The organism is Rosistilla oblonga (assembly GCF_007751715.1).
Lineage (GTDB): Bacteria > Planctomycetota > Planctomycetia > Pirellulales > Pirellulaceae > Rosistilla > Rosistilla oblonga.
Window position 1 is genome coordinate 3,572,265 of record NZ_CP036292.1, and the last position, 17,676, is coordinate 3,589,940.

Consider the following 17,676-nt stretch of genomic DNA (forward strand, 5'->3'; position numbering starts at 1 on the left):
AATCACCATTGCAGCGATCAGGCAGAGATTAACGACGGTGCGAATTATGGGGGAGTTGCTCAATGTGACCTTCCGAAAAAGATACCCATGCCAGGTATATCAAATGTATCGCAAAATCGGCTGCTTTGTTCAAGGGGAAACAGCCAGTTAGGCAAACTTTGACTCCGTTCAGTATAGTTCATCAGGATGTGCACGCCATGGATCGGCAAATTACGCAGCCCACGACGAAACTCGCGAAACGCTTGCTTTTGACAGCATTGATCGCCTCATCGGCGTCTGGCTGCGCTTCGCAACGGGACGTTGGCGTCGCGATGGCACCTCCGCAAGTCGCTCCGACCAACTCGGTCGCAGCCCGCGCGATCGATTGTCAGCAAGTCCCCAGTGAACGAGAAACAGCGACCATTCGGCCCGTCGGCTACAACGATGGCGTCGTCTTCGCAGCCCCTACCCTCATCGCGCAAGCCCCCGCGGAAACTGACGAGCGCAGTACCGGAAAAGGACTGCAGCTCGACCCGCCTGAGGCAGATGGGGAGTTGGGAGTGGGGGAGTTGGGAGATGGGAGTGAAGGAGACAAGGAAACGGTAGGCAAGGAAGACGGTAATGAAGCGGCTGCGGAGAAAAAGGAAGCCAACTCCCCTTCTCCCAACTCCCCCCCTGCTTCAGTCGACTACTTCATCAGCACGGCACTCGCGCGTCACCCCAAGTTGCTTGCTGCGCGTCATCGCGTCGCCGCTGCGACCTATGTAATACCACAAGCCAAAGCCTTACCCGACCCGACGTTCAACAACACTTTCTGGCCAATCCAAGATCAGGCGTTGGAGACCGCTGCAGGGCGGGTCGGTCACCAGATGTCGGTCAACCAGATGGTTCCATTTCCGAAAAAGCTACAAACCAAAGCGGCAATTGCAAGTCGTGAAGTTCAGATCGCGCAGGCGGAGGTCGATCTGATTGCGCGCGAGATCACCGAATCGGTACGGCTCGCCTATTACGAAGTCTGGTTCGCTGGCCGAGCGATCGCGATCATCGAAGAGACGAAAGACCTCGTCGCCGATCTAACCGATGTTGCAGAGGCGAGGTATCGCAGCGGTGGATCCCAACAAGATGTTTTGCGAGCTCAACTCGAAACCGATCGCCTCGACGAACAATTGATCTCGCTTCGCAAACAAAAGCAGATTGCTCAAGCGGATCTCGCCACGCTGTTGCAACAGCCAGTGGGGCTCGTCCCCGAAACGGTAGACAAGCTCGACATCGCCGACACGCCCCAGCAGATCGAATCGCTGATCTCGCTAGCCGAACAGTGCAATCCGAAGCTGCGTGGCCTGGCTTGGGAGATCCAACGCGATCGAGAAAAGCAACGTCTGGCCTGTTTGCAGAAGTACCCCGACTTTACCGTTGGCGTGAATTGGGGATTGATCAGCGACAGCAGCAGCGTGCTCAGTCCCGTTGCCAACGGCCACGACAACATCAGTTTCAATTTAGGCACGACGCTTCCTATTTGGCGCGATAAGATCGACGCTGGGATCCGCGAAGCGTCGCATCGCACCAGCAGCACAACCCGCCGTCTGGAAGCCGAACGGGATGAGCTTTATGGCAAGATCCGTCGCTTGATCGCCCAAGCGGATGCGTTGAGTGAACAACGCGACATCTACGAAGACCGTATCATTCCTCGCACCGAGGACACCTTGAAACTGTCGATCGCCGACTACCGAGGCAAACGGACCGACTTCTTCACGCTGATCGAAACCTACCGCGAACTCCTCATGTTCGAGACCCAGCTAGCCCGCATCGACGCCACTCTGGCCGGCACGATCGCTCAGTTGGATCGCACGGTGGGCTGCCCTTATTAGGAAGTGGGGGAGTTGGGAGTGAGGGAGTTGGGAGAATGCAACTCCTTCACTCCCAGCTCCTTCACTCCCAGCTCCTTCACTCCCAGCTCCCTCACTCCCAACTCCCCTACTCCAAAAGCTTCCGCAGTTCCCGGCGCGCCCGGTTCAGCCGCGAACCGACGGTCCCTTCGGGGATGCCAAGGGCCTGGGCAATCTCTTGGTACGACAACCCGCTCTCTTCTTTGAGCGTGAAGATCGCTCGCAGCTCGGGATCGAGTTGGTCGAGGGCCTGGCGGAGCATCGCGATTCGTTCGTCTTGCTCGACGTGGTCGGTTGCCAGCATCGTTGGCTCAACGATCAACTGCTTCGTCCGGCGATGCTTCTCGCGTCGCAGATGCTGCAAAGCTTCATTCGTCGCTAGTCGGTATAGCCAGGTCTCGAACTTCGATTGGCCGCTGAACTGGGCGAGCCGCGTGAACGCTCGGACAAAAGTTTGTTGCGTCAGGTCATCGGCGTCCTGTGGGCCGACCATCCGAACCATCAAACGGAAGACGCGATCCGATGTTGTTTCGTAGATGCTTCGTAGCGCAGCGCGATCCCCGGCCGCACCGGCATTTACCGTTTCGCCGTCAATTGGTTCATCTTCGCTGCGTTCATTCCGATGCTGCATTCCGCAAATTGTAGTCATACCCCACGGGGGTACCAGCTGCCTTGCGTGGACTGCGGAAATCCAGACTCTCAGGCTCCTTTCAGATTCAAGCGTTCTCGGCGAACCGCTCATCCTTAATGCCCAGCCGCAACTTCCACTCCATCGCGCTGCAGTACAGCACCGGGACGACCAGCATCGTCATGATCTCGATCGTCATGCCGCCAAAGCTGGGGATCGCCATCGGAACCATGATGTCGCTACCGCGGCCGGTTGACGTGAGCACGGGGATCAGGGCGAGCAGCGTGGTCGCGGTAGTCATCAAGCAGGGTCGAACGCGGCGCATGCCGGCGGTGACCGTGGCTTCGCGAGCTTGCTGAGCGTTTTCGATGCGATCCTTCCGGAAACTCTCGTCCAGGTACGATGCGATCACCACACCGTCGTCGCTGGCGATGCCAAACAGGGCGAGGAAGCCGACCCAAACGGCGACGCTGAGATTGATCGTCTTGACTTGGAACAAATCACGCATGTCGGTTCGGAAAATGCTGAAGTCCAGGAACCATGTGGTGCCGTATAACCACAGCATGATGAAGCCCCCGGCCCACGCGATCAGGATGCCACTGAAAACCAGCGATGTCGTGATCGCCGATTTGAACTGCAAGTACAGGATCAAGAAGATGATCCCGAGGGCCAGTGGCAGCACGATCGCCAAAGTCTTCTGGGATCGAATTTGGTTTTCATAGTTGCCAGCGAAGGTGTACGTCACGCCTGCCGGCAACGTGAACTCGCCGGATTCGATCTTGGCTTGCAGGAACGCTTGAGCGTGCTCGACGACATCGACCTCCGCTTCACCGGGTTTCTTGTCAAACAGAACGTAACCGAGCAAGAACGTGTCTTCGCTCTTGATGACTTGTGGGCCGCGCGTGTAGCGGATGTCGGCGAGTTGGCCGAGCGGAATCTGGGCACCCGATGGCGTTGGGACCAATATCCGCTCGAGCGATTCGAGGTCGTCGCGCAACTCGCGAGCATAACGCACGCGGACAGGAAACCGTTCGCGGCCCTCAACGGTTGTTGTGATTTGCCGGCCGCCGATCGCGACTTCGATCACGTCCTGAACGCTGCGGATATGCAATCCGTACCGCTTGATCGCATCGCGGTCGATGTCGATTTCCAAATACGGCTTGCCGACGATTCGGTCGGCGATGACAGCGGACGATTGAACGGTGGGAATCTGTTTCAGCAGCGATTCCAATTCCAAGGCAACCCGTTCGATCGTTTCCAGGTCCGGGCCTTTGACCTTCATTCCCATTGGCGCACGCATACCGCTTTGCAGCATCACGATCCGCGCCGCGATCGGTTGCAGCTTGGGGGCCGATGTCGTGCCAGGAATCTGGGCCGCCGTCGTGATCGCTTGCCAAATGTCATCCGACTTGCGAATCTCATCACGCCATTGTCGAAACGGTCGGCCGCCGGCATCGGGGATCAGGTCACCCGCTTCGCCGCGGACGAAATCTTCGGTTGCGTTGTCGAAACGAAAGTTCAGCCGATGCCCATCTTTATCGGTTTTGTATTCCGACTTGTACGTGATGTAGGTTTCGATCATCGAAACGGGAGCCGGATCGAGCGGGGTGTCGGCGCGACCGATCTTGCCGACGACCGATTCGACTTCGGGAATCGAGACTAACAGTTGATTCTGTAACTGCAACACGTCCATCGCTTCGCCGATCGAAGCGTGCGGCATCGTTGTTGGCATGTAAAGGAACGACCCTTCATCGAGCGGCGGCATGAACTCTTTGCCAAGTCCCGGCAGCGTATTCGTTGCAGCCACCCACGGTCCGGATTGCCGAACTGTCGATTCGGACACGCCAGCTACGGCGAGCGTTTTGGGGATGAACCCGAACACTTTGTCGAATCCCAGCCACGCCGATCCGCCGAACAGCAGGATCGCGGTTGGCAGCATCAGAAACGCAAGCTTGTGATCCAGGCACCAACGCAGGATCGGTTCGTACAGGAATCGTTGAAAGAGGGTGAAGAACCCGAGGATGCCACCGATCAATCCACCAACGAACAAAAGATTCAACAGCAAACCTTTCTGCGGTCCCAGCGGCAACCATTCTTGAGTCAACAACACGCCGACGACCAACGCCGCGAGAGCGCTTGCCGCGTAGGGTCCATAGCGTTCGAATCGCAGCGGAATGCGTTCTTCAAATAATTTGTAAGCGGACAGGCCGATAAGGATCGCTCCTACCCACCACGTCAACATGATCGACGCGGCGATGCCCAGAATCAGCAACGCGAACCAAGCTCCACGACGCAGGCTCTTTGATTCAATCCGTCCCCCCATCAGGACGTGGGCGGCTGGCGGGATGATGGTCAACGCCACGATGACGGACGCTGCAAGTGCAAACGTTTTGGTGAACGCGAGCGGCCGAAATAGCTTGCCTTCCGCACCGATCATCGTGAAGACCGGCAGGAAACTGACCACGGTCGTTGTCACAGCGGTCAGCACCGCACCGGCCACCTCGTGCGAGGCACGAAAGATCAGGTTGAGGGTTGAGGGTTGGGAGTCGAGGGTTGAGAGTGAAGAGTTGAGCGTTCTTGACTTGTCGCTCTCGACTCTCAATCCTCGACCCTCAACTTCAGCCTCGCTCCCACCTCTCAACTCTCGACTCTCATCCAAATACTTGAGAATATTCTCAGTAACAATGATCCCCATATCGACCATCGTCCCGATCGCAATCGCGATACCTGACAGAGCGACGATATTGGCATCCACACCGAACGTCTTCATCGCGATGAAGCACATCAGCACGGCCAGCGGTAGCAATGCGCTAATCAGGAACGAGCTGCGTAAATGGATGACCATCACCAGGATTACGATGATCGTGACGAGGATTTCTTCGAAGAGCGCCGTGTTCAGCGTGCCCAGTGTCTCGTAGATCAATCCAGTCCGATCGTAGAATGGTACAACCGCAACTTGACTGGTCGTGATCCATGCTGGCCACTGTTCTCGTGGCAAGCCACGAAGATGGGTAACGAGTTGACTGTTGAGAGTCGAGGGTTGAGAGAGAGAAGAAATGATGTCTTCGTCGCTCTCCACTCTCAACCCTAAACTCTCGACCCAATCTTCCACCTCATCGGCCGACGTCTTTGTGTAGTCGACGAGTACCTTCGATGGCAAACCGGGCGAAACCTCTTTGATGCGTTGCTTGATGTTCTTGATTGCCGCCAAAGGGTTGTACCCATAACGCACGACCGCGATGCCGCCGACCGCTTCGGCACCGGCTTTGTCCAACGCACCACGCCGCTGCGCCGGACCAAGCGACACGTTCCCAACGTCGGCCACCGTGATCGGCACGTTATCGGTCACCTTCACGACTGTCTTTTCGATGTCTTCGATGCTTTCGATGAAACCGAGACCGCGGATGACATATTCAGCCTTGTTCAGTTCGATCGTCCGAGCACCGACATCGACGTTTGTCATCCGAATCGATTCGAACACATTGGCTAGCGTCACACCCGCGGCCCTCATCGCGTCGGGGTCGACGTCGATTTGGTATTCCTGAACGAAGCCACCGATCGACGCAACTTCACTGATCCCTTCGGCCGAAGTCAACGCGTAGCGAACGTAATAGTCCTGGATCGTTCGCAGTTCGCGCAGATCCCAACCACCTGTTGGATTGCCATCGGGATCCTGACCTTCGAGCGTGTAGAGATAAATCTGGCCAAGTGCCGTCGCGTCGGGGCCCAGCGTTGGTTGAACACTTTCCGGCAGTGTTCCAGCGGGAAGGCTGTTGAGCTTTTCCAGCACTCGCGTTCGCGACCAATAGAAGTCAGCGTCTTCCCCAAAGATGATGTAGATCGACGAGAAGCCGAACATCGAATAACTGCGGATCGTCTTGACTTCTGGGATTCCCAGCAGAGCGACCGTCAGGGGATAACCGATCTGATCCTCCACATCCTGCGGGCTGCGCCCCATCCACTGCGTGAAAACGATCTGCTGGTTCTCCCCGATGTCAGGAATCGCATCGACGGGGACCGGATCGCGGGGAAATGCTCCGGTGTCCCAATCGAATGGAGCGACCATAACGCCCCAACCAAGCGTCGCAATGACCAGCAACAAGATGACCAGCTTGTTGGTCATGCAGAACCAGATCAGCCGGCCAAGCGGACTTCGCTTCGCCGCGTCTAGTTGAGAGTCGAGGGTCGAGGGTTGAGAGTTGGGCATGTTTAGATGCCCAAGCTTCGTTTTAGTCCGCTGGTCATTCGTGCGATCTCTTCGCAGTCCTTGTAGAGTTTGCGTGCATCTTCTTTCGCGATGAATTCTTGCCTTTGAGCGATATGGAGCTGAGAAACAACCTCCATCGTGGATCCGTAGGCGATCTGAAGGAAGCGCGCAAAATCCTTCTTTGAGTCGCGAGCACTTCCCTCTGCGATATTGGATGAGATTGACACCGCAGCTCGCCGCATCTGATTTGCCAGTCCAAACTTTTCGTAGTCCGGAAATTCGCAAGTCAGGCGATAAACTTGATCGGCCAAGTCGACTGATTTCTGCCAAACGTCGAGCTTCTCAAATCCGAACATTACCCCTCCCTATTTGCTCTCAACTCTCGACCCTAAACTCTCGACTCGATCCGCACAGCGGAGCATCGACGCGCCGTAGTACGGATTGCGAACCGCGTCATCGGATTGAAGCCACGATGCACCGCGGCCCTCGAAGGCCATCGGACAATGAAGCTCATAAAGTGTTTGGTCGGTCGGCAGTCCGAACATTCGCTCGAGACTCAACATCTGCTCGGACAGTAAAGCGAACCCGCTACGCAAAGCGGCGAGATTGTTCGCATCCTGCAAGCTTGCAACGATCTCGGACAAGTCGCGTTTCTCTTTGCTCCATATTTCGACCGCTTTGGCGTCGGAAACGATCTGCGGCAAGCCGGCCAATCGCTGATGCAACGGCTCGACAGCCTGTTTCGCAGCGTCCAAATCGTCGGCAGCGAGAGCAGTGCTAAGCTTCAAATAGGGAGTAATGAAGCCGCTGAGTTGTTCCGTAACCTCCGGCGGAGCATCCATGTTCGCCATCGCTGGCATCTGCATTTCGTCGTGCGACATCGGCAACGGAAACTGAGCTTTCATCTGATCGACGTGCTGACGAGTCAACGCGAACACACGATCGGCGTCACGCATGGAATTGACCTCGCGCCCTTCGGTAACGTCGTTGCGAAGCAGCATCGCGACCTCGAACCATTGCGGTCGCATTTGCGGACCGATCAAATCTGCCGGCACCACCTCGACAGCTTTCCCCAGTTGGTCGTAGCCCGCGCGAATCTCTGCGAGGTTCGCCGTTTCGACTTTTTCTCGAATCGCTTTAAAACGCTTCACGAGTTCCTGGAACGCGTTTTGAAGAGGGGGAGCGAGGGAGTCTGGAAGTGTGGCAGCGGAACCACGTTCCATATCTCCCCCACTCCCAGACTTCCCGTCTCCCTTGCTTCCCATCTGACCGTGATTGTGTCCTCCCCCGCCGCCACCTTGCGGCGTCATCATCGAGGGCTTCGCAGAAATTTGCAGCGCACTATCGAGTTTGAAGTTGCCGTTGGTCACGACAAGATCGCCTTCTTCGAGTCCGGACTTCACAAGATAGAAGTCCCCCGCTCGCGCACCGATCACGATCTCGCGACCTTCATAAGTCGGCTTATCTGCATCGGGAATCTGCACGTACACAATCGCTCGCGTGCCAGTCAGCAACACCGCCGAGACGGGGACAACCAACGGCTTCGTCGCCTTGGTTGGTTCCGCGGTGACGTATCCCAGCGATTCCGCGCGAACTAGCGGCATGCCACAGATATCACAGTTGCCTGGCTTGTCCTTCACGATCTCTGGATGCATCGGACTGATCCACTTGCCAGCAAGCGATGCATCCATCACTCGTCCCCCCGACGCGACGTGGCTTTTGACGACCGCCCGCACAAACATCTCAGGTTTTAAGCGACCATCGTCGTTCGGTACGTTGACTCGTACCTTCACCGTTCGCGTATCCTCGTTTAACATCGGGTCGATGAACGCGATTTGGCCACGGAACACATCCCCCGGATACGCTTCCGTCGAAAACTCGACATTTTGCCCGTAGCGCAACCAAGCCAAGTCCGATTCGTAGGCATCCATCTGGACCCACAAACGACTCAAATCCGCGACGGTGTAGATTCGATCGCCCGTTTGAACGCGGTCACCTTCTTGCTTGTTCTTCGAAACCACCACGGCGCCGACGGGCGAGTAGATCGTCACGGTTTCGGATGACTTGCCGCGTTGTTCGATCGTTTGAATCTGCTCCGTCGTTAAACCGAGCAAACGCAGTTTCTCGCGAGCGGACTCAGCAAGGTCCAGGGGGGCGATGAACCGCGAAGAATTCTGCGGGCGATCACGTTTGGTAACCGCCAACAGTTCCTCCTGTGCGGTGTAGAGTGCCTCGCTGTAGATTTGCACCATGTGGTCTCCCTTCTTCACCGCGACGCCAGTGAAGTCGACGAACATGCGTTCCAATCGACCGGGGACCCAAGCGGTGATGTGAGCAAGACGTGTTTCATCGTATTCGACCTTGCCAACCATGCGAACGTCGGCAGTCACGTATTGGCGACGCACCGGGCTGACTTGCAGGTTCATCAGGCTCTTGATCGCGGGGCTGACCGAAACCGTGCGAACTCCATCGACCGAATCCCTGACCGGCACCAAGGCCATGCCGCAAATCGGACAATTGCCCGGACCATCGCGACGTATTTGCGGGTGCATCGCGCAAGTCCAAATCGACGGCTTACTTTGCGTCCCACCGGAATTCGACGTCGCAGAAGTCGTTGAGACATTCGGCCCGTCCACCCCGCCACGAAACCACGATGCAACGAAGGCACCGAGCAGCACAAACGCCACCGCTTGAGCAACCCAGAGTTTTCCGCGGTGGCGTTTGAAGAATTCGTTCATGAGCACCCTTTAGGATTTGTCCAACCAGGTCACCAGCTTCGCCACTTCGTCTTGGTCGCGAACGCCTACTGCCGTGACGCTTCGCGAACCCTGTTTCCAGGTTGCCGCAATACTGGAATCGAGATCGACAAGGCAGCAATTTTTGTCGCCACACATCGCCATCGTCTGGCGGCGACCGCCAAACCAAGCCGTCTCTTCGTCGTCGTGTTCAAATAGAACCAGCGTCGAACCGTCACTCCGTTTGCAAACCGCCTTCACACAGGTGCAACACGGCATTTTCAAAACGCTCGTCGATGCCAACGAATAACCCTCTGGCAAACCACCCGAAACAATCGGTCGATAACCGACCAACCTCACCGCGCCGTCCGCGTCGACGTCTTCACCGTCGTACTTTGCCTGCAGCATCCGTTCGGCTCCTTCCGGATCGCGAGGCAGTTGCCGCAAATAGTCATCCATCACACTAACAAATTCGGCCATGTGTTCAGCCGACATTTCACCATCGTGCGTATGTCCTTTGCTGCCGTGCATCACCATCGCACCCTGGCCCCCCATCTCCTTCACTCCTCGGCTATCTCCACCGTACCAGAGCCCAAAGCCAAGCACCAACAAAATCGACGCGACCATCGACACCAACCCCGCACCATACGGCGACTCACGAATCCAAATGCCGAACCGATGCGACAGTGTCACCGGCCCTGGGGCGGCCGGAAGCTCGCGCTCAATCTGAAGCCAAAGCTCAGCCGGTTTGGCGGGGATAGGAGTCTTTGCGAAAGCGGCTCCGAGTGATTCGAACGCGCGCAACTCTGCCGCGCATGATTCGCATGACTCAACATGGTGCGCCACAGTTGCCGCTTGTCCAGCCGCAAGCTCACCGTCGTGATAAGCCGACAGGAATGGCTGCACCGTTTTGCAATCGATGGTTGACATAGCCCACTCACTCTCTGGGAAACGCTTCTGCTGAACTGGTTTTGATGCCCGATGTTAGCGTTTCTTCACGCATTTAGGCGGAATAGAAGAATTCTCGTCGTGCCGCGTGAAGAAAGCGACCGCCCAAGCATCCAAATCGACGTCAACGAAAGAAATCCCCCTCCTCATCCCCGAAGGCCCCCTCATGCGAGTCTCGATATTTGCCCCCGTCCTTCTCGGAGGGCTGCTCATTCTCGGCATCTACGGTTGCAGTTCGACCGAACCTGATCAGGTGACGCCAACTGCGGCTCCCGCTAGCGACGCGGCTGACGATCACGCCGACGCCAAGTCGCCAATGGACAAGATGATGCCGGGGCTGAATGAACTTTCGCCGCAGGACTACAAGGCCGCGATGGCCCAACACATCTGTCCCGTTAGCGGCGAGATGCTGGGCACGATGGGAGCCCCAAAAAAGGTCGACGTCGATGGCGAGGCAGTTTGGATTTGCTGTGACGGCTGCAAAGCCAAACTGCTCGCCGAGCCCGACAAACACCTCGCCAAATTGAAGTAACTAGCACCGAAATAGCGTTTGCCGAAAGTGCCTATGCCAACGACTGCACTTCTGAAACGGGTTTTCTCAAAGCGACCAACAAGCACGCTTCAAAGCGCCTTGAGCGTCTACGACGACTACCTGTTCGATAAACGATATCGACTGGAGACTCGATCCGAGGTCGCGATCAACGACCTCGATATCAGTCAAGAAGACAAGCAGCACGCCGACAAATACAAACCGACGCGATCGAGATACTTTCGCAAGATCATGGAGAAGGTCGACCTCTCACGCGAGGGAGTGTTCGTTGATGTTGGCTGCGGCAAAGGCCGTGTTCTGTTGCTCGCCGCAGAGCATGGGTTCTCGCAAGTCCTTGGCTTGGAAATCTCGCCCGCGTTATGTCGGCTCGCGAAGCAAAACGTGCAGGCCTTCGGGAAGGTCTGTCCCAACGCCGAATCGATCAAAGTCATCTGCACCAATATTCTCGACTACCAGTTGGACGGAAGCGAAACCGTCTTCTTTCTGTATTCACCCTTCGACTACTCGGTGACCGATCGCTTCCTCCAGATGTTACGCCGGTCGCTCGAGGAACACCCAAGAGATCTCTGCCTGATCATCGACGAATTCCGCTTTCCCGAATTGCTGGCCAACGACGATTATTTTCAACAAACGCTAACCTACAAGTACGGGGCAGCCGTATTTCATGTGTATTCCCACGTCAGTTGAAGCAACTTGGGCGAGTTCGCTGCCCCAATACTTGTTCATGATAGGTCGCTGGCACGGAAGATCCTTGCTCGGAATTGGCTCGAGACCTTCATGACGCTGGGATTGGTCTTTGGGGAGTATTCCAGGGCTCCGTCCGATTGCAACTTCGTCTCTTCAAAAATTTCGTTGCGTTCGGCATCCAATTGACAAGCAACTTACAGCTTCAGCGATTCCCTTTCCGACTGAAGCTGGCGATGCGGTATACGCAACTCCAACTCGTTCGCGCACCGTATTGAGCGTCTCCGCCAGTTCCTTCAGTTGTGCGTCACGATCAGCAATCTCAACCGCGACCGCGACCGCAGCCTTTTGATTTGCCTCGGCTGAAAAAGAGACTCGCTGCTCTTCAACACGTAATTGGATCTGTTCATCCAGGTCAAAAATAGGCCCTGGGCGCGCCCGGAATCGAGTCACCACCTCGCTGCTTCAACTCTGGTTGGTTGTCTTTCAATGCGACCAAATAATCACCGCCAAAATCGGTAATCTGTTAACAGATATCCCGCTGGCAAATCACTGCGTCGGACGTCACCATTCGTCCCTCCAAGACAACGCTGCGCAAAAGCTGAATCGCCGACGTGTGTTCATTGGTATGACCTAGTATGTCTGCCTGAGTGATCACGCCGCCAGCATGGCAGCTAATGAATGGCGGCGTCCCTTTCGCCCTCGATAGTCGGGAATTGCGGCCAAGATGGCCAACAAACTCCCAGCAGCGGGAACTTTCACAGTGGTCTCTCCGTAGGTTGAAACCAACTCCATTAACCTCGACGGAGAATACTACGCAGCAAGTCCCCACAAATTCAAACACGGGTTAGCCCTGATTGGCCCTGCTGGCCGACCGGCAAACGGCTTGGTTTCGTGTTATGATGGAGGCTCGTTCCGCCTCACGTCCCCTGCGGCGTCCCCCTCCCATCACACGTAATCGTTGGCCCTGATCAGCATGAAATACGTGCACTTTCGCTATTCAGATCGTCGCATGACCATCGCGTTGATCGGCTTGTTGCTCGGCGGCATCCCGGTACTCTCGGCGGCGGAAGTCGAATTCAATCGCGATGTTCGCCCGATTCTGGCGGAGACCTGTTACGCCTGCCACGGGTTCGACGAAGCCGCACGCGAAGGCGATCTTCGGCTGGACACGTTTTCCGGTGCCACCGGTGCCGATGGCGGTTCGACAGCGATCGTTCCCGGCGATCCCGACGACAGCGAGTTGATGCTTCGTGTTTTGTCGGACGATCCCGACACCGTGATGCCGCCGCACGAATCGGGCAAACAACTGACAGCCGCTCAAAAACAGACGCTCCGCGATTGGATCGCTCAAGGGGCGACCTACGATCAACACTGGGCCTTCGCGCCGCCGCACCGCAGTCCATTGCCCGAAACGTCCGCCGCGCAACATCCGGTCGATAGGTTTGTTCAAGCTCGGTTGACGGACGCCGGGCTCACGCCATCGGATCGCGCGGCTCCGGAGACTCTGATTCGGCGGATCGGTTTGGACTTGATCGGCCTGCCGCCGACGCCCGCCGAAGTCGATGCGTTTGTCGCGGCGGCCGAAGTAGATTTCGATTCTGCATATCGCGACCTTGTCGAACGCTTGCTGGCAAGCCCTCACTACGGAGAACGCTGGGGCCGTTGGTGGCTGGATCAAGCGAGGTATGCCGACAGCAACGGTTACTCGATCGACGCCCCGCGTCAGATCTGGAGCTACCGCGACTGGGTGATCGACGCGCTGAACAACGATATGCCCTTCGACACCTTCACGATCGAACAATTGGCGGGCGACCTGTTGCCCGATGCGACCCAGGACCAGAAGATCGCTACCGGTTTCCATCGCAACACCCAAATCAACCAAGAGGGAGGGATCGACAAGGAACAGTTCCGTGTCGACAGCATCTTCGACCGCGTCGCCACAACGGGAACCGTTTGGCTGGGACTGACTGTCGGATGTGCCCAGTGCCACGACCATAAGTTCGATCCGATTACGCAAGTCGAATATTACCAGATGTTCGCCTTCCTAAATAATCAGGACGAACCGACGCTGAAGCTGGACGAGAAACGGTCGACGATGGTGATGAAAGAACGTGCCAAGCCGCGGACGACGACCGTACTGATCAAAGGCGACTTCACGCGTCCCGATGCGGAGGTCGCTCCTGGAACGCCATCGATCTTGCATCCGATGCAGACCGGCGATGGTCCGGCGAATCGGCTCGATCTAGCCCGCTGGATCATGAGTCCCGAGAATCCGCTGACGGCTCGCGTGATCGTCAATCGAATCTGGCAGCATTACTTTGGCCGCGGTTTATCGGAGATCGACAACGACTTCGGCTTGCAAGGAAGTTCGCCGTCGCACCCAGAGCTGTTGGATTGGTTGGCGATCGAATTTGTCGAGCGCGGTTGGAGCATGAAAGAGATGCATCGCTTGATCGTCAGTAGCAAAACCTACCAACAGTCATCGCTTCGACGCCAAGATCTCGACGAAATCGATCCACACAACTATCTATTGGGACGCCAACAACGGTTGCGGTTGGATGCGGAGATCGTCCGCGACGTGGCATTGGTCGCTAGCGGATTGTTGTCGCCGACGTTAGGCGGTCCGCCGGTATATCCCCCCATTCCCGATGGGATCATGGGACAGGGGCAGGTGAAGCGATCGTGGCGGACCAGCAAGGGAGAGGCCCGGTTTCGCCGCGGGATCTATACGTTTAAGTTCCGCGCCACGCCGCCGCCGTCGTTGAATGTCTTCGACGCTCCCGATGGGCTGAGCAGTTGCACGCGGCGGATCCGCAGCAACACTCCGCTGCAAGCGTTGACGCTGATGAACGATCCGGCGTTCTTCGAATTCGCCGAAGCACTCGAAGAGATCATCCGGCGTGATGGTCTGCAGGCCGCGTTCCGCCGCTGTACTTCGCGATCGGCATCGTCCGATGAGCTTGCGATTTTGCAGCGTCTGGACACGCTCGGCGCAGCCCGCGCGATGTTGAATCTGGACGAAACGATCACACGGGAATAAACGGCCAGCGGCGATGCGGCCGCAGCTCGACGTCGACGCAAACAATAGAAACTTTCAGCGACGGAACCACCGATGCCAGCTCAAACGAACTCACCCGCCGATCTGCTTCGCGATCAAACGCGTCGCCACTTCTTCAGCCGCTGCTCGATGGGACTCGGTTCGATCGCGTTGTCGTCGCTGATGGCGGAACGTAGCCAGGCGGAAGTGGCAGAGAGTTCGCAGAACCCGATGTCGCCGAAGCCGAGCCACTTTCCGGGCAAAGCGAAAAACGTAATCTTCCTGTTCATGGCGGGCGGGCCAACTCAGCTGGAAACGTTTGAATACAAGCCAAAGTTGACCGAGCTGAATGGCGAGCCGATTCCCGAAAGCCTCGTCGCGGGAAAACGGTTTGCGTTTATGGACAGCAGCCACCGCAGCAATCTGCTTGGTCCCACGCAGAAGTTCCAACAGTATGGCCAAAACGGAACGTGGGTCAGCGATCTATTGCCGCATACAGCAAAGATCGTCGACGAATTGACGATCGTCAAAACCTGCAAGACCGATCTGTTTAATCACGCCCCGGCCAAGCTGTTTATGAACACCGGCAGCGGCCAGTTCGGGCGACCGAGCATGGGATCTTGGATCACATACGGTTTGGGGAGCGAGTGCGACGATCTACCCGGCTTCCTGGTGTTGCAAAGCGGACCGCGGGGGCCACGCGGCGGGGCGGTGCTGTGGGGAAGCGGCGTGCTGCCGACGACCTATCAAGGGGTGCCGCTGCGCAGCCAAGGCGATCCGATCCTGAATCTGTCGACGCCATCATCGATCAGCGACGCCCAGCAGCGGCAATTGATCGACAGCGTTCGCGAGCTGAACCTGAAGCGTTTGGTAGAAACCGGCGACCAAGAGATCGCGACGCGGATCAATGCTTACGAGCTAGCTTACAAGATGCAAAGCTCTGCCCCGGAACTGATGGACACGACCGACGAAAGCGCTGAGACGCTGGAGCTTTATGGGATCAAAGACCCCAATGAATCGAGCTACGCGCGGAACTGTTTGTTGGCCCGGCGGTTGGTCGAACGAGGCGTCCGCTGCATCCAGCTGTATCACACCAACTGGGATCACCACGGCGGGCCGACGGAAAATTTGCAGCAGCATCTGCCCCAAAACTGCAAGGAGATCGATCAAGCCTCGGCCGCGCTGGTCATGGACCTCAAACAACGCGGGCTGTTGGAGGATACGATCGTGATCTGGGGTGGCGAATTTGGCCGGACGCCGATGGGCGAAGTCCGCCAGAACACCGGCCGGAACCATCACATCGATGCCTTCACGATGTGGTTTGCTGGGGGCGGGTTTAAGCCGGGATTGGTCTACGGCGAAACCGACGAATTTGGTTTTGGTCCGATCGAAAACCCCGTGCATGTCCACGACATCCATGCCACACTTTTGCACTTGTTAGGTTTCGATCACCACCGTTTGTCGGTCCGCTTCCAAGGCCTCGACTTCCGCCTGACGGGAGTCGACCCGGCTCGCGTCGTCCACGATCTGCTCGCCTAGCTGCGGCAGCTCGCTCAGTCGACTTTGGCAAGGTCCAAGAAGGTGATCATCGACGGATTTCCGACCGGGACGTATTGGTCGGTGAAGTCGAGCTTGCCGGTCTTTTTATCGACCTTGAAGACAGTGACGTGATCGGCTCGCTGGTTGCAACAATACAAGAACTCACCGGTCGGGTCGAAGTTAAAGCTGCGTGGATAATTGCCCCGCGTCCACTCTTCGCCAACGTAGCTGAGCGTTCCATCGTCGCTGATCGCAAAAATTCCAATGCTGTCGTGCAGTCGATTGCCCGCGTAGACGTATCGTCCGTCGGCAGAGACCAAGATCTCGGAGCAGAAATTGCTGCCGGTGAAGCTAGGCGGCAGCGTCGAGATCGTTTGTCTTGGCGTTAACCGCCCCGCTTGGGAATCGTAATCGAACAGAGCGATCGTCGATCCTTCCTCCTGAATCGAATAGAACCAACGCCCGTCGGGATGGAAGTAAAAGTGTCGCGGGCCGTCGCCCGGCGGCAAGTCGACACCGGCGGGATCGTTCGCGTGCAAGGTTCCCGTTTTGGCATCGAACTTCCAGACGTAGATCTTGTCCAAACCGAGGTCGACGTGCAGGACAAACCGCCCCGATGGATCGGCTTCGATCATATGAGCATGCGTCCGGTCGTGACCGCTGATCGCGAAGCTCCCCTCCGGCGCGTTAGTCGCCTTCGTTGGACCGATCGGTCCCTCGTCGACTTTCGTGTCGCTCGCCTCGCCCAAACGGCCGTCTTCCAAGATCGGCATCACCGAAACGGAGCCACCAAAATAATTGGCGACCAACAGGAATTTGCCGGTGGGATGGATGCTGACGTAGGTTGGCCCTGCACCGCCGGCCGGAACGGTGTTCAAGAGTTTCAGCTGCCCATCGGCTGGGTCGATCGCAAACGCGCTGACCGTCCCCTGCTTGTCCGCTCCCACACGATCGGTTTCGTTGGCCGAATAGAGCCGCGTTCCGGCCGCGTTGACGACCAGACAACTGGGACTGGTCCCCAGCGGATAGTCTCCCGCAGCCGTCAGCGCTCCGGTCGCCCGGTCGACGCGAAACGTATGGATTCCTCGACCGTTCCCCGGTGGCAGATCGACTTGCGTTGGCAGCACGTCCTGCAACGGCGAACTGAACGTGCCGACGTACGCCATCAAAGGCCGCTCCTTCGCAGCGGGCTCAGCGGCTCGCAGCCCTTTGGCCAAGGGAAGCGTCCCCGCCAATGCGATCGATGTTTGCAGGAAGCGGCGTCGGGAAGGGGCGGAGTGCGTCATAGCGGTCTTGCTTCAAAAGGGTGGGAATCGGGGGATGAGTAAAGGAGGGAGAAGCCATGATATTCAGACGACATCATGAAATGCAACGCATCGGGCTGCCAGCATGCGAACCTTTGAGATGTTTTTCAGCTTCCGTTTAGGCTCGTGTGGGCTGGTCTTGCTTTGAGTTCGTCTGTTTGCTGCGTACCGGTGGT

11 protein-coding genes and 1 pseudogene are annotated in these 17,676 nt (G+C 57.2%); 5 read left to right on the forward strand and 7 right to left on the reverse strand.

Annotated features, from left to right (window positions below; translation table 11 throughout):
• Nucleotides 1-311: 311 nt before the first annotated feature.
• A complete protein-coding gene (locus CA51_RS12750; protein WP_338052349.1) occupies nt 312-1,847 on the forward strand; it encodes a TolC family protein in 1,536 nt (511 codons plus the stop codon).
• A gap of 106 nt (nt 1,848-1,953) precedes the next feature.
• Here CA51_RS12750 and CA51_RS12755 read toward each other — a convergent pair whose 3' ends face one another.
• The 6 genes and pseudogenes from CA51_RS12755 to CA51_RS26375 all read right to left on the reverse strand — a co-directional run.
• On the reverse strand, nt 1,954-2,514 hold the full coding sequence (locus CA51_RS12755) for an RNA polymerase sigma factor (RefSeq protein WP_231746155.1): 561 nt from the start codon (nt 2,512-2,514) through the stop codon (nt 1,954-1,956).
• 67 nt (nt 2,515-2,581) lie between these two features.
• Entirely contained in the window at nt 2,582-6,700 is a 4,119-nt protein-coding gene (locus CA51_RS12760) for an efflux RND transporter permease subunit (RefSeq protein WP_145121134.1), read from the reverse strand.
• A 2-nt stretch (nt 6,701-6,702) separates the two neighbouring features.
• Nucleotides 6,703-7,056 carry a four helix bundle protein gene (locus tag CA51_RS12765; protein WP_145121136.1) on the reverse strand — a complete coding sequence of 118 codons (354 nt, stop codon included), beginning with the start codon at nt 7,054-7,056 and terminating at the stop codon, nt 6,703-6,705.
• Nucleotides 7,057-7,065: 9 nt separating this feature from the next.
• Nucleotides 7,066-9,438: a heavy metal-binding domain-containing protein gene (locus CA51_RS12770; RefSeq protein WP_145121138.1), complete on the reverse strand. Its 2,373-nt coding sequence runs from the start codon at nt 9,436-9,438 to the stop codon at nt 7,066-7,068.
• A 9-nt stretch (nt 9,439-9,447) separates the two neighbouring features.
• On the reverse strand, nt 9,448-10,062 hold the full coding sequence (locus CA51_RS12775; protein WP_231746157.1) for an anti-sigma factor: 615 nt from the start codon (nt 10,060-10,062) through the stop codon (nt 9,448-9,450).
• Between the two features lie 195 nt (nt 10,063-10,257).
• Nucleotides 10,258-10,365, reverse strand: a pseudogene (locus CA51_RS26375) (zf-HC2 domain-containing protein); the annotation flags it as partial.
• A 184-nt stretch (nt 10,366-10,549) separates the two neighbouring features.
• Between CA51_RS26375 and CA51_RS12780 the strand changes: the two are divergent.
• The 4 genes from CA51_RS12780 to CA51_RS12795 all read left to right on the forward strand — a co-directional run bounded on the left by CA51_RS12780 (nt 10,550) and on the right by CA51_RS12795 (nt 16,196).
• Nucleotides 10,550-10,915 carry a hypothetical protein gene (locus tag CA51_RS12780; RefSeq protein WP_145121142.1) on the forward strand — a complete coding sequence of 122 codons (366 nt, stop codon included), beginning with the start codon at nt 10,550-10,552 and terminating at the stop codon, nt 10,913-10,915.
• Between the two features lie 33 nt (nt 10,916-10,948).
• On the forward strand, nt 10,949-11,620 hold the full coding sequence (locus tag CA51_RS12785; RefSeq protein WP_145121144.1) for a class I SAM-dependent methyltransferase: 672 nt from the start codon (nt 10,949-10,951) through the stop codon (nt 11,618-11,620).
• A gap of 973 nt (nt 11,621-12,593) precedes the next feature.
• A complete protein-coding gene (locus CA51_RS12790) occupies nt 12,594-14,660 on the forward strand; it encodes a PSD1 and planctomycete cytochrome C domain-containing protein (RefSeq protein ID WP_145121147.1) in 2,067 nt (688 codons plus the stop codon).
• A gap of 72 nt (nt 14,661-14,732) precedes the next feature.
• Nucleotides 14,733-16,196 (forward strand): DUF1501 domain-containing protein, encoded by a 1,464-nt coding sequence (locus tag CA51_RS12795; RefSeq protein WP_145121149.1) that lies wholly within the window; start codon nt 14,733-14,735, stop codon nt 16,194-16,196.
• A gap of 14 nt (nt 16,197-16,210) precedes the next feature.
• On the opposite strand, the gene CA51_RS12800 is transcribed toward CA51_RS12795, so the two are convergent.
• Nucleotides 16,211-17,482, reverse strand: coding sequence for a lactonase family protein (locus CA51_RS12800; RefSeq protein WP_145121151.1), 1,272 nt, complete (start codon nt 17,480-17,482; stop codon nt 16,211-16,213).
• Nucleotides 17,483-17,676 lie beyond the last annotated feature (194 nt).